This window comes from Micrococcus luteus, from assembly GCF_014138885.1.
Classification (GTDB): domain Bacteria; phylum Actinomycetota; class Actinomycetes; order Actinomycetales; family Micrococcaceae; genus Micrococcus; species Micrococcus luteus.
In genome coordinates this window covers 992,447-1,014,185 of the sequence record NZ_JACJIK010000001.1, presented here as the reverse complement: position 1 = coordinate 1,014,185, position 21,739 = coordinate 992,447, and the positions used below count along the sequence as shown (strand labels likewise).

Genomic DNA, 21,739 nt, shown 5'->3' with positions numbered 1-21,739 from the left:
CGGCTCAGGCCACGGAGCCGGCGGCGGCCGCGGTGACGGTGCCGCAGGTCCCGCCCACCGCGCGGCGCACGGCCTGGACCAGGAGGTCCTCGCGCGTCAGCGTCTCGATGCGACGGACCATCTCGCGACGGTCATAGCGCTCGTGGGCGCCCGGCAGCAGGCGCCGGGCCAGGTTGAGGTGCTGCAGCACGCCGAGCAGGAGCACGTCCTCGTCGGAGGGCTCTGCCTCGTCCAGGACGACGGCGGTCAGGTGCGCGAGCAGCTCGGCGCGCTCGGTGCCGCGGGGGACGTGCCGGGTGGCCAGGAAGGCCTTGCGCTCGGTGAGGCGGCCGGTCTCGGTCAGATGGGCGACGACGGCCTTGCGCAGGTCCGGCTTGCCGGCCGCCACGGTGGCCACGAGCGGTCGGCCGGCCAGGGCGTCGACCTGTCCGAGGGAGGAGTCCAGGACGGGGTCGCCGGTGGTGCCGGCCGCGGTCACGAGCACGCGGGCCCGGTCCACGGGGACGTCCTCGAGGGTCACGATCCCGGCGGACCGGTGGTCGGCCAGCGCGGCGGCCGCGAGGGCAACGCGGTGGTGGGAGGGGCTCTCGGAGCACCCGTCCTCGCGGGTGAGCAGCAGGTGTGCCTTCTCGACGGTCAGCATGGGGCCAGAGTAGCAACGGGGGCGCGGTGGGGTCCGGGACGGACGGCGGCCGCGGTCCCCTCGGGGGGACCGCGGCCGCCGTCGGAGCCGGGCAGGGTCAGCCGGAGTAGGGCTGGACGTCCTTGACCTCGACCTTGATGTCCTTGCCGTTCGGGGCGGTGTAGGAGACCTTGTCGCCCTTCTTGGCGCCGTTGATGGCCTCACCGAGCGGGGAGCGCTCGGAGTAGACCTCGAGCGACTCGTCGTCCGCGGCGATCTCGCGGTTGCCGAAGAGGAAGGTCATCTCGTCGCCTGCGACGACGGCGGTCACCACGGTGCCCGGGTGCACGGCGCCGTCGTTCTCGGCGGCCTCGCCCACGCGGGCGGTCTCGAGCAGGTGCTTCAGCTCGGCGATGCGGCCCTCGTTCTTCGACTGCTCCTCGCGGGCGGCGTGGTAGCCGCCGTTCTCCTTGAGGTCGCCCTCATCGCGGGCGGCCTCGATGCGCTCGATGATCTCCTGACGGCCGGGACCGGAGATGTACTCGAGCTCCTTGGAGAGGCGATCGTACGCCTCCTGGGTCAGCCACGGGGCGTCGGACTGGCTGGTGGTCATGCTCTGTTCCGCCTTTCTGTCTCGGGTGATGCGGAGTCCGGGGCGCGGCGCACCGGGTCTGGCGCGCGATCCGCGTCCGGCGGACGCGCCCGCATGCGAAAGACCCCGCCGATCAGGAGGACGCGCGTGACCCGAGGGCTCCGTGCGACGCCTGCCTGACTCACCGGCGGGGCGGGAATGCTCCGACGAGTCTATCCGGGCGGCGTGCGTCACACCAACGGCGGCCGCTTCGCCGAGGGCGGAGCACTCCGGGAGGGGTCAGACCTTGCGGCAGGTCTCGACGACGCCGGAGTCGCCCCGCACCACGGTGCGCACGTCCACGGTGTAGCGCTGCTGCGCGTCCGAGGGGGAGTCCCGCCGGTCGGCCGGCAGGGTCTCCAGGCGGACGGTGCGGAAGCCGACGGGGGCGGCGTGGGAGTCGGTGACGAGCACATCGCATTCGGCCTGGACGCCCTCCGGGACGGAGGCCTGGAAGGTGACGGTCGCGTGGCCGTCGTCCTCGATGGTGAAGCCGACGTCCTTGTACTCGATGGCGCCCACGGACATGTTCAGGCCGATCCACACGGACAGCAGCACGGCCACGACCAGCCCGAGCCCGCCGAGGCCCGCCCACAGCCGACGACGGCCCGGACGCGTGTGGTTCGTGCCGTACCGGTTGGCTAATGTGGGGTCCTGCGCGCGGACCGCGGGGGCGTGGTGGGACATCCCCTCCACCCTAGCCGCTGCCCGCCGCCGGAGGCCGATAAGGACGTCGGCCCAGCCCCCTCACGCCGTCGCCCCCGCGGCGGCCCCGCCATCCGGACAGGAGTGTGCGATCCCCGTGGCCGATCAGACCCCCCAGGCCCAGCCCGCCGCAGGCACCGCCCTGCCGCCCTCCACCGGGCTGCGCCTCATGGCGGTGCACGCCCACCCGGACGACGAGTCCTCGAAGGGGGCCGGCACCATGGCCGCCTACGCGGCGGCCGGGGCCGAGGTCATGGTCGTCACGTGCACCGGCGGCGAGGCCGGCACCCTGCTCAACCCGTCGTTCGGGGACACCACCCGGGCCGACCGGGACATCGCGGCCGTGCGCCGCGAGGAGATGGCGGAGGCCGCGCGCATCCTCGGCATCCGGCACGCCTGGCTCGGCTTCCTCGACTCGGGCCTGCCCGAGGGGGATCCGCTGCCGGCCCTCCCGGCGAACTGCTTCGCCGAGATCCCGCTCCGGGATGCGGCGGCCCCGCTGATCTCGCTCGTGCGCCGGTTCCGCCCGCACGTGCTCATCTCCTACGACGAGGTCGGCGGCTACCCCCACCCGGACCACCTGCAGGCCCACGCCGTGACGATGGAGGCGTACCGGGCCGCGGGCCTCGCCGACGAGTACCCCGAGGCCGGGCCCGCCTGGGAGGTCTCGAAGGTCTACTACGACTGCGGCTTCAACCCGCGGAAGTTCCGCACGATGGCCGCGGTGGCCGAGGCCGACGGCGAGGACGTGCCGTTCGCCCGACGCCTGATGATGTTCGACGCGATGGACGCGATGCGCGAGGTGCTGCGCCGCCGCGAAGCCGGGGAGGACGTGCCCGACCCGGAGGTCATCCCGCCGTGGGTCACCGCGGACCACGACGTCACCACGCAGGTGGACGTCACCGGCTTCCTCGACGAGCGCGACGCCGCCCTGCGGGCGCATCGCACCCAGATCGACCCCGACGGCATGTTCTTCGACGCCCCCCATGATCTGCAGCGGCGCGCCTGGCCGTGGGAGGACTTCGCGCTGATCGACTCGCGCGTGCCCTCCGAGCTGCCGGAGCACGACCTCTTCGCCGGCCTGCGCTGAGCCGACCCGGCTCGGGCCGTGCGGCCGGGGCCGGTAGAGTGGGGCGGCGTGACACCCCTGTCTGGCCTTCCCCTCGTCCTCACCGCGCTCGCGGCCGCGAGCCCCGCGCCGGTGCCCGCCGTCCCGGAGCCGACGCTGCGCCCCGGGCTCGATGAGGCGGAGGTCACCCCCGGCATCGAAGGGTTCCTGTTCACCGCGCTCATGGTGGTCATGGCGATCATCGTCCTCCGCGTCATGGTCCGCTCCGTGCGCCGCGTCCAGCAGCGCTCCCCGCAGGCCGAGGCCATGCTCGTGGAGCGCCATCAGCAGCACCTGCCGGACGAGGCGCGCGCGGGCGGCGAGCACCTGGACGCGGACTCCGAGGACCGGCTGCGCCGCCTGCAGGAGAAGTACCCCGGCTACCTCCAGGAGCCGGCCCCGGAGCCCCAGGCCCCGGACACCGGACGCGACTGACCGCCGTCGGGCCCGCGCACGCCCGAGACTCGACGCCGGAGACTCCACGCCCGAACCCTTGAGGCCCGCAGACGCGCCGCTACGGCATGGACGTAGCGGCGCGTCTGCGGGCCTCGGCGCTGCCCGGCGGGCGGCAGACCCCCGTCCCCGCCACGCTCAGGCGACGACGAGCACCGCCCGGTAGATGGCGACGGCGTGGCACACGAAGCCGGCCACCGTGAAGGCGTGGAACAGCTCGTGGAAGCCGAACCACTCGCGGTGGATCGTGGGGGCCTGCAGCGCGTAGAAGACCGCGCCCGTGATGTACGCGACGCCGCCGGCCACGATCAGCCACCCCGCCGCCGCATCCGCGGCGAAGAAGTCGCCCAGGTAGAGCAGCGCCGCCAGCCCGAGGGCCACGTACACCGGCGTGTAGAGCCAGCGCGGCGCGTCCGTCCACAGCACCCGGAACGCGACGCCGGCCACGGCCCCCACCCACACCAGGGTGAGCAGCACGCGCGCCCGGTCCGGAGCCAGCAGGGCCAGGGAGAGCGGCGTGTAGGTGCCGGCGATGACCAGCATGATGTTCGTGTGGTCCAACCGCTTGAGGACACGGGAGACCACCTCGTTCCACTGCACCAGGTGGTACGTCGCCGAGACCGCGAACAGCAGCAGGCCCGTCACGGCGTAGACCGCGCTGGCCCACCGCAGCGTCGCGGTCGGCGCGAGCACGATGAGCACGATGCCGGCCGCGAGCGTCAGCGGCGCCATGACCGCGTGGATCCAGCCGCGCAGTCGGGGCTTGTACAGCGGATGGTCGGGGTCGCGGATGCGCTCGATGCGCCAGCGCAGGCGACGGGCGGCGTCGGCGTCGGGGAGGGGTGTCACAGGGTCCATGCCTCCATTGTCACCGGTCGGCCCGGGGCCGGGGCACGGGATGGTCGCTGTGTGCCGCGCGCGTATCCTGGAGGCTCGCAGGACCGTCCGAGAGGGGAGCGCGCCGTGGGTCGACCCGAGGCCTTCTACCGCCTGTACGAGCGGCGGCTGACGCGCGGCCTGGACCCGGAGCGCCTGCCCCGGCACATCGGCGTGCTGGTGGACGGCAACCGTCGCTGGGCCCGCGCGTTCGGGGCGTCCACGCAGCAGGGCCACCAGGCCGGAGCTGAGCGCATCCTCGACTTCATCGGCTGGTGCGACGAGGCCGGCATCCCCGTGGTCACGCTCTACATGCTCTCCACCGAGAACCTGCGGCGTCCGGCGGAGGAGCTCGCCCCGCTCCTGGAGATCATCCAGACGACGGCGGAGCGCCTCGCCCAGCCGGCCGAGGGCCGCGCCCCCGTGTGCGTGCAGCCGGTCGGCGCGGTGGACCTGCTCCCCGAGCCCATGGCGCGACGGCTCGCCGAGGTGGCCGAGCAGACCAAGGGCCACGACGGCGTGCACGTGAACGTGGCCGTGGGCTACGGGGGCCGCCAGGAGATCCTCGACGCCGTGCGCGAGCTGCTGCGGGACGAGCACGCCCTGGGCCACAGCGCGGCGGAGGTGGCCGAGTCCGTCACCGTCGAGCAGATCGCGGACCGGCTCTACACGCGCGGCCAGCCGGACCCGGACCTGGTCATCCGCACGTCCGGGGAGCAGCGGCTCTCCGGGTTCCTGCTCTGGCAGTCCGCGTACTCGGAGTTCTACTTCTGCGAGGCCATGTGGCCCGCGTTCCGCAAGGTCGACTTCCTGCGTGCCCTGCGCGACTACGGCAGCCGTCAGCGCCGGTTCGGCACCTGACGGTCGGCGCGGCCCCACCACAGGCCCAGCAGCACCCCGACGACGGCCCCGGCCAGGTGGCCGGTCCACGAGATGCCGGGTGCCGGCAGCAGGCCGATCAGGCTCGAGCCCAGGTGCGTGAGCGCAACGAGCACGGAGACGACGACCGCCCCGATCCGCCGCACCGCGACCCCGTAGACGATCAGGAACGCGATCAGCGCGTACACGATCCCGGAGGCGCCGATGTGCACGCCCGGGGTGCCGATCACCCAGGTCAGCAGGCCCGAGCCCAGCCAGGCGCAGACGAGCAGGGCCACCGGCCGGCGCGAGACCAGGGCGGCCAGCGGACCGAGGACGAGCAGCGCCGTCGTGTTGCCGATCAAGTGGGCCCAGCCGGCATGCAGCACGGGGGAGAACAGGACCCCGTCGAGGCCGTCGAGGCGTCGGGGGATCAGGCCCACGCCGGGGATGATCACCCGGCCGAGGAAGATCAGCACGAACTGCGCGACCCACATGGCCGCGATCAGCACGGCGGTGGGCGCGACGGCGCCCAGCAGGCGGCCGCCGGCGCGCTCGGCCAGGGTCGGGGCGGGGGCCGGGCCGCCCGGCAGATCGGGCAGGCCGGGGGACGGGCGGTGCATGCTCAAGGGCCCTCCTGTGGACGGGGAGCGGGCGGCCGTCGGGACGTCGGCGGCGCGTCTCCAGTGTAGGGAGCGCGGGACGCCGGGGCCGTGGCGGAGCCCGGACGGACCGTCACCGTGACTTCATCCCGGGTTCACCGTGCCGGGACCCGGCGGACGACGCCGCTTCCTAGCGTGGACCGTGGGCGGACCCCCGTCCGCACGGTTCACCGGCACAGGAGGCAGACATGGTGGCAGAGCTCGTGGAGCACGCGCAGACCCGGCAGGAGCCGTCGAGCCGGCCGGGCCAGGCGCGTGCCGAGGCGGGGGCGGCGGAGGCGACCGGCCTGCGGACCTACGTGGTGGACACGTCCGTGCTGCTCTCGGACCCGCGCGCCCTGCTGCACTTCGCCGAGCACGAGGTGGTCCTGCCGCTCGTGGTGGTCTCGGAGCTCGAGGCCAAGCGCGCCGACCCCGACCTCGGCTACTACGCGCGCACGGCCCTGCGCCTGCTCGACGATCTGCGCGGCCGCCACGGCGCGCTGGACCAGCCCGTGCCGATCACCCCCGAGGGCGGCACGCTGCGGATCGAACTGAACCACGTGTCCGTGGACGTGCTGCCCCTGGGCATCCGCGGCACGGACAACGACTCCCGCATCCTCGCCGTCGCGAAGGCGCTCGCGGACGAGGGCGCCACGGTCACGGTCGTGTCCAAGGACCTGCCGATGCGCGTGAAGGCGGCGGCCATGGGCCTCGCCGCGGACGAGTACCGCCACGAGCTCGTGCGTGACTCGGGCTGGCGCGGCACCGTCTCCCTCAGCGTGGCGCAGGAGCGGCTGGACGCCCTCTACGACGACGGCGAGGTCGACCTGGCCGGCGTCCCGCTGGGGACCCTGACCGGCACGGGCGTCGAGACCGGGCCGGAGGAGGCCCCGGCCGAGGCGGACCGCCTGCCGGTCAACACGGGGCTGGTGCTCACCGCGCCCCGGGGCTCCGCCCTGGCCCGGGTCGGCGAGGGCGGCCGAGCCTGCCTGGTGCGCGGGGACCGCGACGTGTTCGGCCTGCACGGCCGTTCCGCCGAGCAGCGGCTGGCCATCGAGCTGCTGACGGATCCGAGCGTGGGCATCGTCTCCCTCGGCGGCCGCGCGGGCACCGGCAAGTCCGCGCTGGCGCTGTGCGCGGGCCTCGACGCCGTGATGGAGCGCCGCGAGCACCGCAGGGTGGTCGTGTTCCGCCCGCTGTACGCCGTCGGCGGCCAGGACCTCGGCTACCTGCCCGGCTCCGAGGGCGACAAGATGGGCCCGTGGGCGCAGGCCGTGTTCGACACCCTGGGCGCGCTGGTCTCCCCGTCCGTGGTGGACGAGGTGGTGGACCGCGGGATGCTGGAGATCCTGCCGCTGACGCACATCCGCGGCCGCTCGCTGCACGATGCGTGGGTGATCGTGGACGAGGCGCAGTCGCTCGAGCGGAACGTGCTGCTCACGGTGCTGAGCCGGATGGGCCGCAACTCGAAGGTCGTGCTGACCCACGACGTCGCCCAGCGGGACAACCTGCGCGTGGGCCGGCACGACGGCATCGCGGCCGTGGTGGAGCGCCTCAAGGGCCACCCGCTGTTCGGACACGTGACGCTGACCCGTTCCGAGCGCTCCCCGATCGCCGCGCTGGTCACGGACCTGCTGGAGGAGGGCCGAGCCTGAGCCGGGCATGAAAAAGGGGCCGCTGCCGAAGCAGCGGCCCCCGGCGGGGGTGCTCGGCCCCGCGGAGGGGGGGATGGGGGACCGAGGAAGCCCGCCACCATGGCCCCTTTGAAACGGGATTGAGGCCATGGGGTCTGTGTGAGCCCCGCACGTCCATCAGACGGCCGGAAGCTCGTGACTTCACAGTAGACCCACGCGAGGGCTCGTCGCAATGGGCGGCTCCGGTTGCGCTGTCGGCAGAACACCGGGTGGCCGGACCGTGAACGCGAGGTGGCCGGATCGCCCTGTGGACGACGGCCCGGCGGGTGCGCCGCCCGACCTAGGCTGGGCGCATGAGCGGAGTGGGATGGGCGTGGACGCACGGCGCGCCGGCGACGGCGGTGCTGTGGACCCTGGGACTGGTGTGGTTCGCGGTGTGCACGGGCGTGCTCGTGCGCACCGACCTGCGCGAACATCGGCTGCCGAACCGATGGACGCTGCGGCTGGCGCTGGGCGGATTGACGATGATGACCGGGGGAGCGCTGCTGGCGGGCCGGGGTGACCTGACCCTCTGCAGCCTGCTGGGCGGTCTCGGCTACACCGTGGCGATGCTCGCGCTGCACGTGCTCAGCCGCGGCGGCCTCGGGATGGGCGACGTGAAGCTCGCCGGCGGGCTGGGCGTGTACACGGGGGTGCTCGGCCCGACGGCGGTGCTCGCCGCCGGGGTGGGCGCGATCCTGCTCGGCGGCGTCGTGGCGGGGCTGCTGGTCCTCGCGGGCCGGGCGACGGGGCGAACGGCGCTGCCGTTCGGACCGGCGATGGTGGCGGCGGCCGCCGGAGTGCTGGTGCTGGCGTGAACGACGAGCGGCCGCCCTCCGCACGGGAGGACGGCCGCTCGGCGTCGTGGCCCGGGAGGCGGCGTCGCGCCGCTCACCGAATCCGCCGGATCACTCCGGGTGGGTCATGGACATGGTGTCCAGGGCCTTGTCCAGCTGCTCCTCGGTGACCTCGCCGCGCTCGACGTAGCCGAGGTCCACGACGGCCTCGCGCACGGTCATCTTGTTCGCGACGGAGTGCTTGGCGATCTTGGCGGCGGCCTCGTAGCCGATCACCTTGTTCAGCGGGGTCACGATGGACGGCGAGGCACCGGCGAGGAAGGCGCAGCGCTCCTCGTTGGCCTCGATGCCGTCGATCATCTTGTCCGCCATGACGCGCGTCGTGTTGGCCAGCAGGCGGATGGACTCGAGCAGGTTGGCGGCCATCACCGGGATGCCCACGTTGAGCTCGAACGCGCCGTTGGTGGAGGACAGGGCGACGGTGGTGTCGTTGCCGATCACCTGGGCGCACACCATGATCGCGGCCTCGCAGATCACGGGGTTGACCTTGCCCGGCATGATCGAGGAGCCCGGCTGCAGGTCCGGGAGGGCGATCTCGCCGAGGCCGGTGTTCGGGCCGGAGCCCATCCACCGCAGGTCGTTGTTGATCTTCATGAGCGAGAACGCGATGTTCCGCAGCTGACCGGAGGCCTCCACGAGGCCGTCACGGTTGGCCTGGGCCTCGAAGTGGTTGCGGGCCTCGGTCAGCGGCAGACCGGTCTCCTCGGCGAGCAGCTCGATCACGCGCGCGGAGAAGCCCTGGGGCGTGTTGATGCCGGTGCCCACGGCGGTGCCGCCGAGCGGGACCTCGGCCACGCGCGGCAGCGCGGACTGGATGCGCTCGATGCCGTAGCGGACCTGCGCGGCGTAGCCGCCGAACTCCTGGCCCAGGGTCACCGGGGTGGCGTCCATGAGGTGGGTGCGGCCGGACTTCACAATGCCGGCGAAGTCCTCCGCCTTCTTCTCGAGGGAGACGGCCAGGTGGTCCAGCGCCGGGACGAGGTCGTTCACGAGGGCGGCGGTGACGGCCACGTGCACGGAGGTCGGGAACACGTCGTTCGAGGACTGGGAGGCGTTGACGTGGTCGTTGGGGTGCACCTCGTCCTCGGAGCCGGCCTCCTGGAGGGCACGGGTGGCGAGGGTGGCGAGCACCTCGTTGGTGTTCATGTTCGAGGAGGTGCCGGAGCCGGTCTGGAACACGTCGATCGGGTACTGGTCGTCGTGGTCGCCGGCGATGACCTGGTCCGCGGCGGCGACGATGGCGTCCGCGCGCTCCTGCGAGATGATGCCCAGCTCGGCGTTCGCCTTGGCCGCGGCCTTCTTGACCTGCGCGAGGGCGTGGATGTGGGCGGGCTCGAGGCCCTTGCCGGAGATCGGGAAGTTCTCCACGGCGCGCTGGGTCTGCGCACGGTAGAGCGCGTCCACCGGCACCTTCACCTCGCCCATGGTGTCGTGCTCGATGCGGAACTGCTGATCGGTGTTCTCTGCGGTCATGGTCACATCCTAGGACGGCGCGGGCGCCCGGTGCCGCACCGGACGCCCGTCGTCGTCAGACCGCCAGGTCGCCGTGCACGCGGCCCGGTCGAGCGGTGCCCTCGGACAGCGAGTAGGTGAGCCCGACGACGGCGGTGCGGCCCGACTCGACGGCCGCGCGGACGGACTGCGAGGTCTCCAAGAGGTGGTCGCAGGTCTGGTCCACGTGCTCGGCCACGAACTCGTCGACCTCCTCCAGACCGCGGCGGCGCCCGGCCAGCACGGACGGGATGATGCGCTCCACGAGGGGGCGCACGAAGCCGCGCGGCATGGTGCCGGAGATGTAGGACTCGACCGTCGCCGTGACGGCGCCGCACGAGTTGTGGCCCAGGACGATGACGAGCGGGATCTCCAGCACGTCCACGCCGTACTCGATGGAGCCCAGCACGGCGTCGTCGATCACGTGGCCGGCCGTGCGCACCACGAACACGTCGCCGAGCCCCAGGTCGAAGATGATCTCGGCCGCCAGGCGCGAGTCGGCGCAGCCGAAGATCACGGCGACCGGGGCCTGGCCGGCCGTCAGCCCGCTGCGGCGCTCGGCGTTCTGGTTCGGGTGGCTCGGCTCGCCCGCCACGAAGCGGCGGTTGCCCTCGACGAGGACCTCCCACGCCTCCGCGGGGGTCAGGTCGGAGGTGGGGACGACGACGTCGGGGGCCGGCGTCGTCTCGGGGCGGGTGTGGGGGGTCATCGGGTCTCCTTCGCGACTCCGTGGGCCAGGTCTTCGAGGACGGCGCGGTCGCCGGTGGTGGTCAGCACCACGGTGCTGCCGTCCACCTCCGCCACGAGCCGTCGCTCCGGCTTCTTCGGATCGGCGTGGAGGTCCCACGCGATCCCGTCGATCTCGATCGTCTCCGACGTCGGGACCTGGTCCACCCGCAGGCTCACCCAGGTGGGGTCGACGTCCTCGGCCTGCTGCAGGCCCGCGAACACCGTGTCCGTGACCACCCAGCCGACGTCCCACGTGGAGACGCCGTCCAGCTTCTGCAGGCGGGCGTAGTTGGCGTACCAGGACTCCGGCACCTCGGGCGCCAGGGCCGGCAGGTCGCCGTCGTCGTGGGGGACCGTGGCGGCCTCGGCGGCGACGTCGACGCGGTCCTCACGGGGCCGCTGCGGCGGCTCCGGGTTGAGCAGGAGGACCACGGCCACGATCGCCAGCAGAGCCGCCAGGGAGAGCACCATGGCCATCCACGGCTGCCGGGCCCGCTGCGCCTGCGTGGCGGTCAGGACGGGACGGGGGGCGGGGGAGTGGGGGTCGGCGGAGCTCACGGTCAGCATTGTGCCACCCGTGGGAGGCCGCCCCCGTAGGATGAGGACCGGGGCAGAGCCGCCCTCACGCCCCGTCTCGTGCGGACGGAGCGCCGCGAGCAAGGATCGGAGCAGCGATGACCAGCGCGTCCTCGGAGAAGACCGGCTACGAGAATCACGTCCCGGACCGCAACCTGGCCATGGAGTTGGTGCGGGTGACCGAGGCGGCGGCCATCGCCGCGAGCCCCTGGGTGGGCTACGGGGACAAGAACAAGGCGGACGGCGCCGCGGTGGACGCGATGCGCGCGTTCATGGACACCGTGGCCATGGACGGCACCGTGGTGATCGGCGAGGGCGAGAAGGACGAGGCCCCCATGCTGTTCAACGGCGAGCAGGTCGGCGACGGCTCCGGCGCCGCCGTGGACGTGGCCGTGGACCCGATCGACGGCACCCGCCTGACCGCCATGGGCTACAACAACGCGCTCTCCGTCTTCGCGGTGGCCGAGCGCGGCACCATGTTCGACCCGTCGGCCGTGTTCTACATGGACAAGCTCGTGGTGGGCCCCGAGGCCGCCGACTTCGTGGACATGCGCCTGCCGGTGAAGCAGAACGTGAACCTCGTGGCCAAGGCCCTGGACAAGCCCGTCTCCCAGGTGACCGTGTGCGTGCTGGACCGCCCCCGCCACGAGGGCCTGGTCAAGGAGATCCGCCAGGCCGGCGCCCGCGTGAAGTTCATCCTGGACGGCGACGTCGCCGGCGCCATCGCCGCCGCCCGCCCGGGCACCGGCGTGGACATGATGATGGGCATCGGCGGCACCCCGGAGGGCATCGTCACCGCGTGCGCGATCAAGGCCACCGGCGGCATCATCCAGGGCCGCCTGGCCCCCACCGACGACGCCGAGAAGCAGAAGGCCCTCGACGCCGGCCTCGACCTCGACGCCGTGCTGACCACGAACGAGCTGGTCACCTCCGACCACTGCTACTTCGCGGCCACCGGCATCACCGACGGCGACCTGCTGCGCGGTGTGCGCTTCGCCGACGGCCGCGTGCACACGCAGTCCATCGTGATGCGCTCGTCGTCCGGCACGGTCCGCACCGTGGACGCCGAGCACGACGTGAAGAAGTGGTCCAAGTGGCTGGAGGACCGCGACGCCCGCTGAGCCTGCGGGCCGGCCTGCCGGGCTCAGCCCCGCGGCAGGCCGGCCACGTGCACCGTCGCCGGGGCGCCGGCCGCGGCGCGGACGGCCAGCCGGCCGGACGCCGTCTCCACGGCGGGCAGGAATACGGCCTCGCCCGGGCCCAGCTCGATCTCCTGGCCTGCCAGGGCCAGGCTCGCCGTGCCGCGGGTGACCACCGCGATCCCGGGCCCGTGCACGTCGAGCCCGTGGACGGCGTCGTCCTCGAGCGTGGCCTGGAGCAGCTCGAACTCCTCGAACGGCGGGCGGAAGGCCACCACGGAGTCGGCCACGCGCTCGGGCTCGGTGGAGGGCACCGGCAGCGCCTCGAAGGTGACCACGCGGCGCAGCTCGGGCACGTCCACGTGCTTCGGGGTGAGCCCGCCGCGCAGCACGTTGTCCGAGGCCGCCATGACCTCCACGCCCAGCCCGTGCAGGTACGCGTGCACGTTGCCGGCGGGCAGATGGATGGCCTGACCCGGGGCCAGGTCCACGCGGTTGAGCAGGATGGCCACCACCACGCCGGGGTCGTCCGGGTGGTGCTGGGCGGCCTCGAGGGCCGTGGCCAGCGAGGGGTCGCGCTCGGCCAGGTCCGGCGCGGCCCGCAGCACGTCCACGACCTGCGCGACGGCGCCGGGGGAGCCCCACACGGAGTCGGGGTCGAGGATCGAGGTGAACGCGTCCTCGAGGTCGCCGGCGGCGAGGGTCTGGCTGATCCGGGCGGCGGCGACGGCGACGGCGGACGTGTCCCCGTCCGCCCGCTCCGTGAGGGCGCGGGCCAGGGCCTCGAAGCTGTCCGAGGAGACCTCGGGGGAGCGGAAGCCGCACATCGCCGCGAAGGGGGTCAGGGCGAGCAGCATCTCCGGCTTGTGGTTCGCGTCCCTGTAGTTGCGCTCCGGGGCGTCGGCCGGCACGCCGGCGGCCTCCTCCGCGGCGTAGCCTGCGCGGGCCTGCTCCAGGGTGGGGTGCGCCTGGATGGACAGCGGGGCGCCCGCGGCGAGCAGCTTCATGAGGAAGGGCAGACGGCCCTCCGGCGCGGCGGGTCCGAGGCAGCGCTCGGGGTCCGCGGCCACCACCTCGTCCAGGCCGACGTGGGCGCCGTCCGCCACGACGGCGACGCACGGGGCGCCCGGATGGTCGCCCAGCCACAGCTCGGCCTCGGGGCGGCCGGTGGGCTCGCGTCCCTGCAGGTCGGCGAGGAGCGTGGGGGAGCCCCAGGCGTAGTCACGGATCACGGGCTTCAGGACGTGCATGCGCCCAGCCTAGGTCAGCCCGTCGGCCCGCGCGCCGCGCCTCACGGGGCGGGGATGCACAGCCCGTTGGTCGAGGACGCGTGGTTCAGCACGTCCTCCTGGCCCAGGTCCTCGGCCGTCATCAGGTCCTCGGCGGTGAAGGGCTCGCCGTCGGAGCGGGTCGGCGGGGCCGGCCACGTGGCCGGGTCGTCCTCGTCGACGTCGGGGGTCTGCGTCTCCTGCGCGACGACGGCCAGCACGGTGAGCAGCGGCGTCGCCGAGACCCCGGTCGGCTCCGATCCGGCGGTTGCGGACTCATCGGCCAGCATCTCGTCCACGCGGCGGTGGACGAGGTCGTAGTCGGGGTAGGTGGTGAAGTGGGTGCCCGTGTCGCCGAAGTCGGGCGGGCCGATGGTCAGCCGCCGCATCTTCTGGCCGCGCGAGCGCTCGGCGAGGTCCGCGAACGTGCCGAGCTGGGACTGCGGCAGGTCGGTGGTCACGATCTGCTGGCCCGCCGCGAGGATCCCCTCGAAGCGGGTGAGCACGGTGGCGGGGCTGAACTGCTCCAGCATCGCCGCCTGCATGCACTGCTGCCGGCGGATGCGGGCGTAGTCGGTGGACCAGTGCCGGGAGCGGGCGAAGGCGAGCGCGTCGTCGCCGTTGAAGTGGTGGGTGCCCGGCTCCCACCAGATGTTGCCCCAGGCGCCGTCGGGCCGGACGCCGCGGTGCACCACGTAGCCGCCGCTGACGACGTCCACCCCGCCCATGGCGTCGATCAGCTGGGCGAAGCCGCCCATGTCCATGAGGGCGTAGCCGGAGACGTCCAGGCCGAGGATGCCGCCGGCGGCGTCCTTCATGGCCTCGGCACCGGGGTGTTCGGCGTCCGGGTAGAGGTCTGCGTGGTGCTCCTCCACGTCCGTGTAGAGGGCGTTGAGGATGCACTCGTCGCCGCAGTCGAAGCCGTTCGGGTACACGTCCCACAGCGGGGAGCCCTCGACGAACGGCGCGTTCTGGAGATTGCGGGGCAGGGAGAACATCACGATGGCGCCGGTGCGGGCGTCCACGGAGACCACGTGCATGGAGTCCGGGCGCAGCCCCTGGCGGCCCTCGCCGGCGTCCGCGCCCAGGACCAGGATGTTGTAGCGGCCCTCGGCCTCCGGGACGGCCGGCCCCTCCCGGAAGACCTCGCCGAGCGCGCCGCGGCTCGTGTTCGCGGCCCAGCCGCCGTAGAGCAGGGCGCCGCTGGTGAGCACGAGCGCGAGTGCGGTGACCGTCGCCGTGATCTTCCGCGCGCCGGGGGCGAGCAGGTGCGGTCGGATCAGCCGGAACGTGTCCACCCACAGCACCGCCCAGCCCACCGCCAACGCCGCCAGGACCACCGCCAGTCCGAGCAGCACGCCGTCCCGGGCCATGAGCGAGATCAGGCTCGCGCGGGAGACCAGCCACCACAGCAGCCCGAGGATCAGCACGGCCCACACGGTGACGGTGACCCGCAGCGCCACGCGGCCGAGCCGGCGGCTGCCGGCGACGAGCTGGGCGCCGCCGGGGACCAGCAGGGTCAGGGCGGTGAGGATCAGCGCCCGGCGGGTGCGCTCGGTGGGGGAGGCGACGCGTGGATCTCGGAGCGGGTCGGGCTGCGCGTGACCGGCGGGCACGGATCCGGTGGCGGACGACATCAGCGGTCGGCGGCCATCCGCTCGCGCAGGCGGGCCCCCTTGGCCCGGGCCTGGGCGTTGAGCTCGTCGGCGTGCTCGGCGAGGGCGGCGCGCAGGCGGTCGCCCTCCGCGGTGTCGGCCGAGGCGAGGATGCGGGCGGCCAGCAGGCCGGCGTTGCGGGCGCCGTCGATGGAGACGGTGGCCACCGGCACACCGGCGGGCATCTGGACGATCGAGAGCAGGGAGTCCATCCCGTCCAGGCTCTTGAGCTTCACGGGCACGCCGATCACGGGCAGGGGGGTGACGGCGGCGAGCATCCCGGGCAGGTGCGCCGCGCCGCCCGCGCCGGCCACGATCACGCGGATGCCGCGCTCGTGCGCGCGGGCGCCGAACTCCACCATCTCGTGGGGCATGCGGTGCGCGGAGACCACGCCGACCTCGACGGGCACGTCGAGCTCGCGCAGGGCCTCGGCGGCCGCGCTCATCACGGGCCAGTCGGAGTCGGAGCCCATCACGACGGAGACGACCGGGGCGTCGTCCTGCAGGGGCTGGGCGGGGGACTGGGGCGTGGCGGTCATGGGCGGGCCTCCGTCTCGGTGCCGGTGGTGGGGGCGTCGTCGCGCAGCAGTGCGGCGGCGGACTCGGCGGTCCGCACGGCCTCCTCGAGGCTGAGGCCGTGGTCCGCGACGACGTTGACGTGACCGACCTTGCGGCCCGGGCGCACGTCCTTGCCGTAGAGGTGGACCTTGGCCTGCGGGTGGGCGGCGAGGGCCGCGACGCTGCCGGCGTGCAGGTCCTCGCGGGCGCCGCCGAGGACGTTCTTCATCACGACGCCGGCCCCGCGGGGGGTCGTCTCGCCCAGCGGCAGGTCGAGCACGGCGCGGACGTGCTGCTCGAACTGGCCGGTGACGGCGCCGTCCATGGACCAGTGGCCGGAGTTGTGGGGGCGCATGGCCAGCTCGTTCACCTGGAAGCCCGGGCCGACCCCCGGCGTCTCGAACAGCTCGACCGCGAGCATGCCGGTGACGTCCAGCTCCTCGGCGAGGCGGACGGCCGCGGCGGTCGCGGCCGCGGCGACGGCCGGGTCGAGGTCCTGGGCCGGGGCGACCACGAGGTCGCACACGCCGGCCACCTGCACCGAGTCGACGACGGGGTAGACGGCCACCTCACCGGAGGGGGTGCGCGCCACCTGCGCGGAGAGCTCACGGGAGAAGGGGACGAGGGCCTCGGCCAGCAGCGGGGTGATGCCGGCGCCGAGCCACGCGGCCAGGGTGCCGTCCGCGGCGGAGGCGCGGGCGTCGTCGGCGTCGTCGAGCGTGAGCACGCCCTTGCCGTCGTAGCCGCCGCGGGCGGTCTTGAGGATCATCGGCCAGCCGTGCTCGTCGCCGAAGGCGAGGACGGCCTCGAGGTCGTCGACCGGCGCCCACGCCGGGTTCGGCAGGCCCAGCCGCTCGACGGCGGCGCGCATGACCAGCTTGTCCTGGGCGTGCTGCAGCGCCTCGGGGCCGGGGCGCACGGCGACGCCGGCCTCCTGCAGGGCCCGCAGGTGCTCGGTGGGCACGTGCTCGTGGTCGAAGGTGACCACGTCCACCGTGGCCGCGAACGCGCGCAGGTCCGCCAGGTCCGCGTGGTCGCCGACCACGTGGGGGGCGACCTGGGCCGCTGACGCGTCCGGGGCCTCCGCGAGCACGCGGAAGGGCACGCCGAGCTCCGCGGCGGCGCCCGCCATCATGCGGGCCAGCTGCCCGCCACCGATCACACCGAGTCGAGGGGAAGTCACCCGGACAGGGTAGTCGGACCGGCTGAGAACTCCGTCACGGAGGGGTGGCCGATGCCGGATCCGAGGAGGGCGCGCGCCGGGGGCGCGGCTACAGTGTTCCCCAGCCCTGCGCGGGTCCGCCCCGCGTGCACACCCCCGTCCCGAACCGAGGAGTCCACGCCCATGCTGTCCGATCTCTGGGGCCGCCTGACCGGGATGGTCTCCCTGCTGTGGCGGGAGGTGGCCAAGTTCGGCACCGTCGGTGCGGCCGCGTTCGTGGTGGACTCGCTCGTCTTCTGGTGGATGATGACCGGCCCGCTCGAGGGGTCCAACGTCAAGGCCAAGATCGTGGGCGGCGTCGTCGCCACCCTGTTCAGCTGGGTGGCCAACCGCTACTGGACGTTCCGGGACAAGCGCTCCTCGAACAAGACGCGCGAGCTCGTGATGTTCCTGATCATGAACGCGATCGGGCTGGGCATCCAGGCCGGCTGCGTGGCGATCGCGCAGTACCTGATGGGCGTGACCGACCCGACCGGCCTGTTCATCGCCGGCAACGTGATCGGCCTGTTCTTCGGCACCGTGTTCCGCTACTTCGCCTACCGGTTCTGGGTGTTCAAGGAGAAGCTGGACGTGGAGCCCGGCTTCGCCAACGACCTCGCGATCATCACCGGCCAGATGCCCGTGCTGCGCGAGGAGCAGCTGCCTCCGCACGGCCGGCACGAGGCCCGGGGCCGGCCCGCCGAGCGCGGGCATCGGGCCGACGGCCCGGCCCGGCACCGCACCCCCGACGCCGGGGTCTGAGCGTCCCGGCCTGACCCCGCCGCCCCGTCAGGGGCGCACGGTCACCGCCCGGCCCGCGTCCCACGCCTCCAGCGCGGCCCGCACTCCCGCCCACGACAGGCGGGGGCGCGGGCCGTCGTCGTCCGGGGCGACGTCGGCCCCGGCCGGGATCGACGCGGGCCGCACGTGGTCCACGGGGCCGGGCAGGGCATCCGGCTGGGCGCGGATCTCGGCGGCCACGTCCACGACGGCCGGGTCGGCGGCCGGGCCGTCGAACTCGGGCTCGAGGCCGCGCGGCAGGGCCACGGCGAACACGGTCACGGACGGGTCCGGCCACGCCTCGGGCCGGTCCGTGAGGACGGCGGCGGGGGAGTCGCCCTCGAGGGCGGGCTCGGCCTCGGCGCAGAGCACGCCGAGGGCGAGGGCGTGGGAGAGCCAGTGGACGGGCAGGTCCAGGGCGACGGCGTCACCCGCCCCCACGCCCTCGTCGCCGAGCAGGCCCGCGAACTTGGCGGCCCAGTTCACGGTCACACGGCCCGAGAGCTCGAGGCGCTGGTCCACCGCGCCGGGCTCGTCCGGGGCCCCCGGCTCCTGGACGAGCGCGGGCCGCGGGGAGGAGGCGAGGCGGTGCACGAGGGGGCCGGTGGACCGGGGTGCGGAGAGGGAGACCATGGGCCCAGTGTGGCACCCGTTCGGTTTGACTCGGCATGAATCACACCGATGTAATGAACCCGGGCCAACGGTCCCGCCAGGAGGGGCCCGCCGGCTTGCCCGGCACCCGCGCGGACCGCATGATCACCCGGCCCACAGCCGCCACGTCGATCCCGGGAAGAGGCGTCACACATGGAGCAGACCCAGCGAGTCGAGGACGCGCACCGCGCCGATCCCGCGCCGGCACCTCGTCCGCGGAGCGTCCCCAGCGACTGGTTCCTCGACCCCGCCGACCCGCAGGCCGGCGTCTCCGGCGCGAGCCTCGAGGACCAGGCGACCGCCTTCCTCACCGCCCACGACCTCGACGGCGAGACCGGCACCCCGGCCGCCACCGTCACCGCCCTCTTCCCCGGTGACGAGCGTCCGGTCGAGGCCGTGCCCGTCTCCGCCGACTGGGCCGCCATCCCGGGCGTGACCACCGAGCCCGTCGAGGGCGAGCTGGCCTGGCAGGCGGACGCCCTGTGCGCGCAGACGGACCCCGAGGCGTTCTTCCCGGAGAAGGGCGGCTCCACGCGGGACGCCAAGCGTGTGTGCGAGGCCTGCACCGTCAAGGACGCGTGCCTGGAGTACGCCATGGCGAACGACGAGCGCTTCGGCATCTGGGGCGGGCTCTCCGAGCGCGAGCGTCGCCGCCTGCGCCGCGCCCGCGCCTGACGCGCGGCGCCCGTCCGCCGGGCGCGGTGCCCGGCGCGGACCGCCCGGTCCGGGCTCAGCCGCGGCCCCAGCTGGGGTCGAGCACCTGCGGGTCCACGCCCAGCGCGTCGGCGCAACGGCTCAGCGCCACCCCGTAGACGGCCCCCTCGAGGTCGGCCGGGTCGGCCGCGTCCCGCAGCGGCCGCTCGAACAGGGTGATCAGCACCCCGTCCCGGCCCTGCCGCTCGGCCCGCGCGAACAGCGCCTCCTCATCCCGTTCCCGGCCGGCGTGCAGCTCGCGCAGCCGCTCGTCGAGCCGGTCCGGGATGCGCTCCACCCGCGCGGTCACGTGCCGCAGCCCGGGCGCGTCCAGGGAGCCCAGCCGGTCCACCGCCTTCTCGACGGCGGTCAGCAGCGCCTCGCCCCGGCCCCGCTCCGAGCGCGCACCGAACGGGCGCGGATGCCGCAGCCCTCGGCCACGGCGGTCCCGGCCGCCGCGCCCCGTGGGGGAGGAGACGCCGGCCTCGGCCGGGCCGCCCTCGACGCCCGGCTCGGCCCCCGCGGCGTCGCCCGCCCGGAACGGCAGGGGGTCGAGGGGATCGGAGGAGGCGGACGCGGTCATGCGCGCCATGGTAGGCCACCGCTCCGGGCCGTCCGCCGAGTAGGGTGGCGGGCGTGGGACCCATGCGACGCTGCAGCAAGACCGGATGCCAGAGCCCTGCCCTGGCCACGCTGACGTACAACTATGCGGACTCGCAGGTGGTCATCGGGCCCCTGTCGCGCCGGGCGGAGCCGCACACGTACGACCTCTGCGGCGAGCACGCTCGGCGCACCACGGCCCCGCGCGGCTGGGAGGTGCTGCGGCTGGAGCTGCCCGAGCACTACGAGGCCGTCGACGCGGACGGCGGCGTGCGCACGGTCCCCACCCGGCCCATGGCCGTCCCGCCGGCCCGCCCCGGGCTGCGCGTGGTGCGTGACGGGGACTGACGCGGTGCGTCTCGTGCCGTCCGGGGCCTCGCTAGGCTGGAGGGCATGACTGAGACCTCCGCAGAGTTCCGCACCCCCGACGTCGACCCGGCCTTCGCCAACCGCACCACCGTGCCCGGTGCCTCGTTCGACTTCACGGTCCGGGACCTGTCCCTGGCCGAGGCGGGCCGCCACCAGATCCGCCTGGCCGAGCACGAGATGCCGGGGCTGATGTCCCTGCGCGAGGAGTACGGGGAGGCCCAGCCGCTCAAGGGCGCCCGCATCGCCGGCTCCCTGCACATGACCGTGCAGACCGCCGTGCTCATCGAGACCCTCATCGCCCTCGGCGCCGAGGTCCGGTGGGCCTCCTGCAACATCTTCTCCACGCAGGACGAGGCCGCCGCCGCCGTCGTCGTGGGCTCGGGAACCCCCGAGGACCCGCAGGGCGTGCCGGTGTTCGCCTGGAAGAACGAGTCCCTCGAGGACTACTGGTGGACCGCCTCGCAGATCCTCACCTGGCCGGGCGCGGACGAGGATCCGGAGCGCGGCCCCAACATGATCCTGGACGACGGCGGCGACGCCACCCTGCTGGTGCACAAGGGCGTCGAGTTCGAGGCCGCGGGCGCCGTGCCCAGCGCCACCGAGGACGACCCCGAGGAGTACCGGATCATCCTCGAGACGCTGCGCCGCTCGCTGGCCCGCGACCCGCAGCACTGGACCCGCACCGCCGGCACCCTGCGCGGCGTCTCCGAGGAGACCACAACGGGCGTGCTGCGCCTCTACCAGCTGGCGCAGGAGGGCCGCCTGCTCTTCCCGGCGATCAACGTGAACGACGCCGTGACCAAGTCCAAGTTCGACAACAAGTACGGCATCCGCCACTCCCTGCCGGACGGCCTCATGCGCGCCACGGACGTGCTGATCGGCGGCAAGGTGGCCGTGGTCTGCGGCTACGGCGACGTCGGCAAGGGCGCCGCCGAGGCCCTGCGCGGCCAGGGCGCCCGCGTGATCGTCACGGAGATCGACCCGATCTGCGCGCTGCAGGCCGCGATGGACGGCTACCAGGTGGCCCGCCTCGAGGACGTGGTGGGCGAGGGCGACATCTTCGTCACCACCACCGGCGGCAAGGACATCATCATGGCCGAGCACATGGCCGCCATGAAGGACAAGGCCATCGTGGGCAACGTCGGCCACTTCGACAACGAGATCGACATGGCCGGCCTGGCCCGCATCCCCGGCGTCGTGAAGACGGAGATCAAGCCGCAGGTCCACGAGTGGACCCTGGACGGCGGCACGGAGGCCGAGCGGAGCATCATCGTGCTCTCCGAGGGTCGCCTGCTGAACCTCGGCAACGCCACCGGCCACCCCTCGTTCGTGATGAGCGCGTCCTTCACCAACCAGGTGATGGCGCAGATCGAGCTCTTCGGCGGCTCCACGGGCACCGGCGCCCTGACCGGCGAGCACTACGAGAAGCGCGTCTACACGCTGCCCAAGGTGCTGGACGAGAAGGTCGCCCGCCTGCACCTGGACGCCCTCGGCGTCGGGCTGACCGAGCTGACCAAGGCCCAGGCCGAGTACCTCGGCGTGGACGTGGCCGGCCCCTACAAGGCCGACCACTACCGCTACTGATCCCCGGCGCCCGCGGGC

General features: G+C 73.9%; 24 protein-coding genes. 10 read left to right on the top strand and 14 right to left on the bottom strand.

All coding sequences use genetic code 11. From position 1 onward, the window contains the following. Positions 1–4: 4 nt before the first annotated feature. The 3 genes from HDA34_RS04645 to HDA34_RS04635 all read right to left on the bottom strand — a co-directional run bounded on the left by HDA34_RS04645 (position 5) and on the right by HDA34_RS04635 (position 1,940). Positions 5–643, bottom strand: coding sequence for a GPP34 family phosphoprotein (locus HDA34_RS04645; RefSeq protein WP_134377282.1), 639 nt, complete (start codon positions 641–643; stop codon positions 5–7). Positions 644–740: 97 nt separating this feature from the next. Then, positions 741–1,235, bottom strand: coding sequence for a transcription elongation factor GreA (greA, locus tag HDA34_RS04640; protein ID WP_060973861.1), 495 nt, complete (start codon positions 1,233–1,235; stop codon positions 741–743). 258 nt (positions 1,236–1,493) lie between these two features. Next, the gene (locus HDA34_RS04635) at positions 1,494–1,940 is read right to left on the bottom strand and encodes a DUF4307 domain-containing protein (RefSeq protein ID WP_044659626.1); all 447 of its coding nucleotides are present in this window, start codon (positions 1,938–1,940) and stop codon (positions 1,494–1,496) included. Between the two features lie 115 nt (positions 1,941–2,055). Here HDA34_RS04635 and mca point away from each other — a divergent pair, with 115 nt between their 5' ends. Both mca and HDA34_RS04625 read left to right on the top strand, forming a co-directional pair. Further along, positions 2,056–3,048 carry a mycothiol conjugate amidase Mca gene (gene mca, locus HDA34_RS04630; RefSeq protein WP_101965738.1) on the top strand — a complete coding sequence of 331 codons (993 nt, stop codon included), beginning with the start codon at positions 2,056–2,058 and terminating at the stop codon, positions 3,046–3,048. A gap of 48 nt (positions 3,049–3,096) precedes the next feature. Further along, positions 3,097–3,501, top strand: coding sequence for a hypothetical protein (locus tag HDA34_RS04625; RefSeq protein WP_134377283.1), 405 nt, complete (start codon positions 3,097–3,099; stop codon positions 3,499–3,501). Positions 3,502–3,657: 156 nt separating this feature from the next. Here HDA34_RS04625 and trhA read toward each other — a convergent pair whose 3' ends face one another. Further along, a complete protein-coding gene (gene trhA / locus HDA34_RS04620; RefSeq protein ID WP_134377284.1) occupies positions 3,658–4,377 on the bottom strand; it encodes a PAQR family membrane homeostasis protein TrhA in 720 nt (239 codons plus the stop codon). Positions 4,378–4,482: 105 nt separating this feature from the next. On the opposite strand from trhA, the gene HDA34_RS04615 reads away from it, so the two are divergent. Further along, positions 4,483–5,256 (top strand): isoprenyl transferase, encoded by a 774-nt coding sequence (locus tag HDA34_RS04615; RefSeq protein ID WP_041105013.1) that lies wholly within the window; start codon positions 4,483–4,485, stop codon positions 5,254–5,256. Here HDA34_RS04615 and HDA34_RS04610 read toward each other — a convergent pair. After that, entirely contained in the window at positions 5,235–5,876 is a 642-nt protein-coding gene (locus HDA34_RS04610; protein ID WP_227717990.1) for a rhomboid family intramembrane serine protease, read from the bottom strand. The two genes, HDA34_RS04615 and HDA34_RS04610, sit on opposite strands and share 22 nt — an antisense overlap. A 227-nt stretch (positions 5,877–6,103) precedes the next feature. Between HDA34_RS04610 and phoH2 the strand changes: the two genes are divergently transcribed. Both phoH2 and HDA34_RS04600 read left to right on the top strand, forming a co-directional pair. Further along, on the top strand, positions 6,104–7,552 hold the full coding sequence (gene phoH2, locus HDA34_RS04605) for an RNA 5'-3' helicase PhoH2 (protein ID WP_041105009.1): 1,449 nt from the start codon (positions 6,104–6,106) through the stop codon (positions 7,550–7,552). Positions 7,553–7,884: 332 nt separating this feature from the next. Then, a complete protein-coding gene (locus HDA34_RS04600) occupies positions 7,885–8,388 on the top strand; it encodes a prepilin peptidase (RefSeq protein ID WP_134377285.1) in 504 nt (167 codons plus the stop codon). Positions 8,389–8,478: 90 nt separating this feature from the next. Here the strand turns inward: HDA34_RS04600 and HDA34_RS04595 are convergent, their stop codons facing one another. Genes HDA34_RS04595 through HDA34_RS04585 form a run of 3 tightly spaced genes read right to left on the bottom strand, consistent with a single transcriptional unit; the run spans position 8,479 to position 11,214 of the window. Further along, positions 8,479–9,900, bottom strand: a complete 1,422-nt coding sequence (locus HDA34_RS04595; RefSeq protein WP_134377286.1) for a class II fumarate hydratase — start codon at positions 9,898–9,900, stop codon at positions 8,479–8,481. A gap of 55 nt (positions 9,901–9,955) precedes the next feature. Next, positions 9,956–10,627, bottom strand: a complete 672-nt coding sequence (locus tag HDA34_RS04590; protein WP_049147417.1) for a carbonic anhydrase — start codon at positions 10,625–10,627, stop codon at positions 9,956–9,958. Beyond that, positions 10,624–11,214, bottom strand: coding sequence for a DUF4245 domain-containing protein (locus HDA34_RS04585; RefSeq protein WP_069941642.1), 591 nt, complete (start codon positions 11,212–11,214; stop codon positions 10,624–10,626). The genes HDA34_RS04590 and HDA34_RS04585 overlap by 4 nt, the downstream gene beginning before the upstream one ends. 107 nt (positions 11,215–11,321) lie before the next feature. Between HDA34_RS04585 and glpX the strand changes: the two genes are divergently transcribed. After that, positions 11,322–12,344, top strand: coding sequence for a class II fructose-bisphosphatase (gene glpX / locus HDA34_RS04580; RefSeq protein ID WP_134377287.1), 1,023 nt, complete (start codon positions 11,322–11,324; stop codon positions 12,342–12,344). 23 nt (positions 12,345–12,367) lie between these two features. On the opposite strand, the gene manA is transcribed toward glpX, so the two are convergent. From manA to HDA34_RS04560, 4 genes are read right to left on the bottom strand one after another with little or no spacing between them, the layout of a single operon-like run. Continuing rightward, positions 12,368–13,612: a mannose-6-phosphate isomerase, class I gene (manA, locus tag HDA34_RS04575; RefSeq protein ID WP_134377288.1), complete on the bottom strand. Its 1,245-nt coding sequence runs from the start codon at positions 13,610–13,612 to the stop codon at positions 12,368–12,370. A 41-nt stretch (positions 13,613–13,653) separates the two neighbouring features. After that, entirely contained in the window at positions 13,654–15,267 is a 1,614-nt protein-coding gene (locus HDA34_RS04570; protein WP_134377289.1) for an LCP family protein, read from the bottom strand. Continuing rightward, a complete protein-coding gene (purE, locus tag HDA34_RS04565; protein ID WP_049147836.1) occupies positions 15,267–15,824 on the bottom strand; it encodes a 5-(carboxyamino)imidazole ribonucleotide mutase in 558 nt (185 codons plus the stop codon). Before purE ends, HDA34_RS04570 begins: the two co-directional genes overlap by 1 nt. Continuing rightward, positions 15,821–17,026 carry a 5-(carboxyamino)imidazole ribonucleotide synthase gene (locus HDA34_RS04560; RefSeq protein WP_101967347.1) on the bottom strand — a complete coding sequence of 402 codons (1,206 nt, stop codon included), beginning with the start codon at positions 17,024–17,026 and terminating at the stop codon, positions 15,821–15,823. Before HDA34_RS04560 ends, purE begins: the two co-directional genes overlap by 4 nt. A gap of 162 nt (positions 17,027–17,188) precedes the next feature. Here HDA34_RS04560 and HDA34_RS04555 point away from each other — a divergent pair, with 162 nt between their 5' ends. Then, the gene (locus HDA34_RS04555; RefSeq protein WP_101967346.1) at positions 17,189–17,806 is read left to right on the top strand and encodes a GtrA family protein; all 618 of its coding nucleotides are present in this window, start codon (positions 17,189–17,191) and stop codon (positions 17,804–17,806) included. A gap of 27 nt (positions 17,807–17,833) precedes the next feature. Here HDA34_RS04555 and HDA34_RS04550 read toward each other — a convergent pair whose 3' ends face one another. Continuing rightward, on the bottom strand, positions 17,834–18,457 hold the full coding sequence (locus HDA34_RS04550) for a hypothetical protein (protein ID WP_101967345.1): 624 nt from the start codon (positions 18,455–18,457) through the stop codon (positions 17,834–17,836). Positions 18,458–18,628: 171 nt separating this feature from the next. Here HDA34_RS04550 and HDA34_RS04545 point away from each other — a divergent pair, with 171 nt between their 5' ends. Next, on the top strand, positions 18,629–19,150 hold the full coding sequence (locus tag HDA34_RS04545) for a WhiB family transcriptional regulator (protein ID WP_101967344.1): 522 nt from the start codon (positions 18,629–18,631) through the stop codon (positions 19,148–19,150). 55 nt (positions 19,151–19,205) lie between these two features. Here the strand turns inward: HDA34_RS04545 and HDA34_RS04540 are convergent, their stop codons facing one another. Next, entirely contained in the window at positions 19,206–19,751 is a 546-nt protein-coding gene (locus HDA34_RS04540) for a hypothetical protein (protein ID WP_225348318.1), read from the bottom strand. A 62-nt stretch (positions 19,752–19,813) separates the two neighbouring features. Here HDA34_RS04540 and HDA34_RS04535 point away from each other — a divergent pair, with 62 nt between their 5' ends. After that, positions 19,814–20,116, top strand: coding sequence for a DUF3499 family protein (locus tag HDA34_RS04535; protein WP_020628239.1), 303 nt, complete (start codon positions 19,814–19,816; stop codon positions 20,114–20,116). 45 nt (positions 20,117–20,161) lie between these two features. Next, positions 20,162–21,721: an adenosylhomocysteinase gene (ahcY, locus tag HDA34_RS04530; RefSeq protein WP_205810353.1), complete on the top strand. Its 1,560-nt coding sequence runs from the start codon at positions 20,162–20,164 to the stop codon at positions 21,719–21,721. Positions 21,722–21,739 lie beyond the last annotated feature (18 nt).

What these genes read in the sequence shown, in the direction of transcription:
- HDA34_RS04645 (WP_134377282.1), bottom strand. Translation starts at nt 643, where the DNA reads ATGCTGACCGTCGAGAAGGCACACCTGCTGCTCACCCGCGAGGACGGG.
- greA (WP_060973861.1), bottom strand. Translation starts at nt 1,235, where the DNA reads ATGACCACCAGCCAGTCCGACGCCCCGTGGCTGACCCAGGAGGCGTAC.
- HDA34_RS04635 (WP_044659626.1), bottom strand. Translation starts at nt 1,940, where the DNA reads ATGTCCCACCACGCCCCCGCGGTCCGCGCGCAGGACCCCACATTAGCC.
- trhA (WP_134377284.1), bottom strand. Translation starts at nt 4,377, where the DNA reads ATGGACCCTGTGACACCCCTCCCCGACGCCGACGCCGCCCGTCGCCTG.
- HDA34_RS04610 (WP_227717990.1), bottom strand. Translation starts at nt 5,876, where the DNA reads ATGCACCGCCCGTCCCCCGGCCTGCCCGATCTGCCGGGCGGCCCGGCC.
- phoH2 (WP_041105009.1), top strand. Translation starts at nt 6,104, where the DNA reads ATGGTGGCAGAGCTCGTGGAGCACGCGCAGACCCGGCAGGAGCCGTCG.
- HDA34_RS04600 (WP_134377285.1), top strand. Translation starts at nt 7,885, where the DNA reads ATGAGCGGAGTGGGATGGGCGTGGACGCACGGCGCGCCGGCGACGGCG.
- HDA34_RS04595 (WP_134377286.1), bottom strand. Translation starts at nt 9,900, where the DNA reads ATGACCGCAGAGAACACCGATCAGCAGTTCCGCATCGAGCACGACACC.
- HDA34_RS04590 (WP_049147417.1), bottom strand. Translation starts at nt 10,627, where the DNA reads ATGACCCCCCACACCCGCCCCGAGACGACGCCGGCCCCCGACGTCGTC.
- HDA34_RS04585 (WP_069941642.1), bottom strand. Translation starts at nt 11,214, where the DNA reads ATGCTGACCGTGAGCTCCGCCGACCCCCACTCCCCCGCCCCCCGTCCC.
- glpX (WP_134377287.1), top strand. Translation starts at nt 11,322, where the DNA reads ATGACCAGCGCGTCCTCGGAGAAGACCGGCTACGAGAATCACGTCCCG.
- manA (WP_134377288.1), bottom strand. Translation starts at nt 13,612, where the DNA reads ATGCACGTCCTGAAGCCCGTGATCCGTGACTACGCCTGGGGCTCCCCC.
- HDA34_RS04570 (WP_134377289.1), bottom strand. Translation starts at nt 15,267, where the DNA reads ATGTCGTCCGCCACCGGATCCGTGCCCGCCGGTCACGCGCAGCCCGAC.
- purE (WP_049147836.1), bottom strand. Translation starts at nt 15,824, where the DNA reads ATGACCGCCACGCCCCAGTCCCCCGCCCAGCCCCTGCAGGACGACGCC.
- HDA34_RS04555 (WP_101967346.1), top strand. Translation starts at nt 17,189, where the DNA reads ATGCTGTCCGATCTCTGGGGCCGCCTGACCGGGATGGTCTCCCTGCTG.
- HDA34_RS04550 (WP_101967345.1), bottom strand. Translation starts at nt 18,457, where the DNA reads ATGGTCTCCCTCTCCGCACCCCGGTCCACCGGCCCCCTCGTGCACCGC.
- HDA34_RS04545 (WP_101967344.1), top strand. Translation starts at nt 18,629, where the DNA reads ATGGAGCAGACCCAGCGAGTCGAGGACGCGCACCGCGCCGATCCCGCG.
- HDA34_RS04540 (WP_225348318.1), bottom strand. Translation starts at nt 19,751, where the DNA reads ATGACCGCGTCCGCCTCCTCCGATCCCCTCGACCCCCTGCCGTTCCGG.
- HDA34_RS04535 (WP_020628239.1), top strand. Translation starts at nt 19,814, where the DNA reads ATGCGACGCTGCAGCAAGACCGGATGCCAGAGCCCTGCCCTGGCCACG.
- ahcY (WP_205810353.1), top strand. Translation starts at nt 20,162, where the DNA reads ATGACTGAGACCTCCGCAGAGTTCCGCACCCCCGACGTCGACCCGGCC.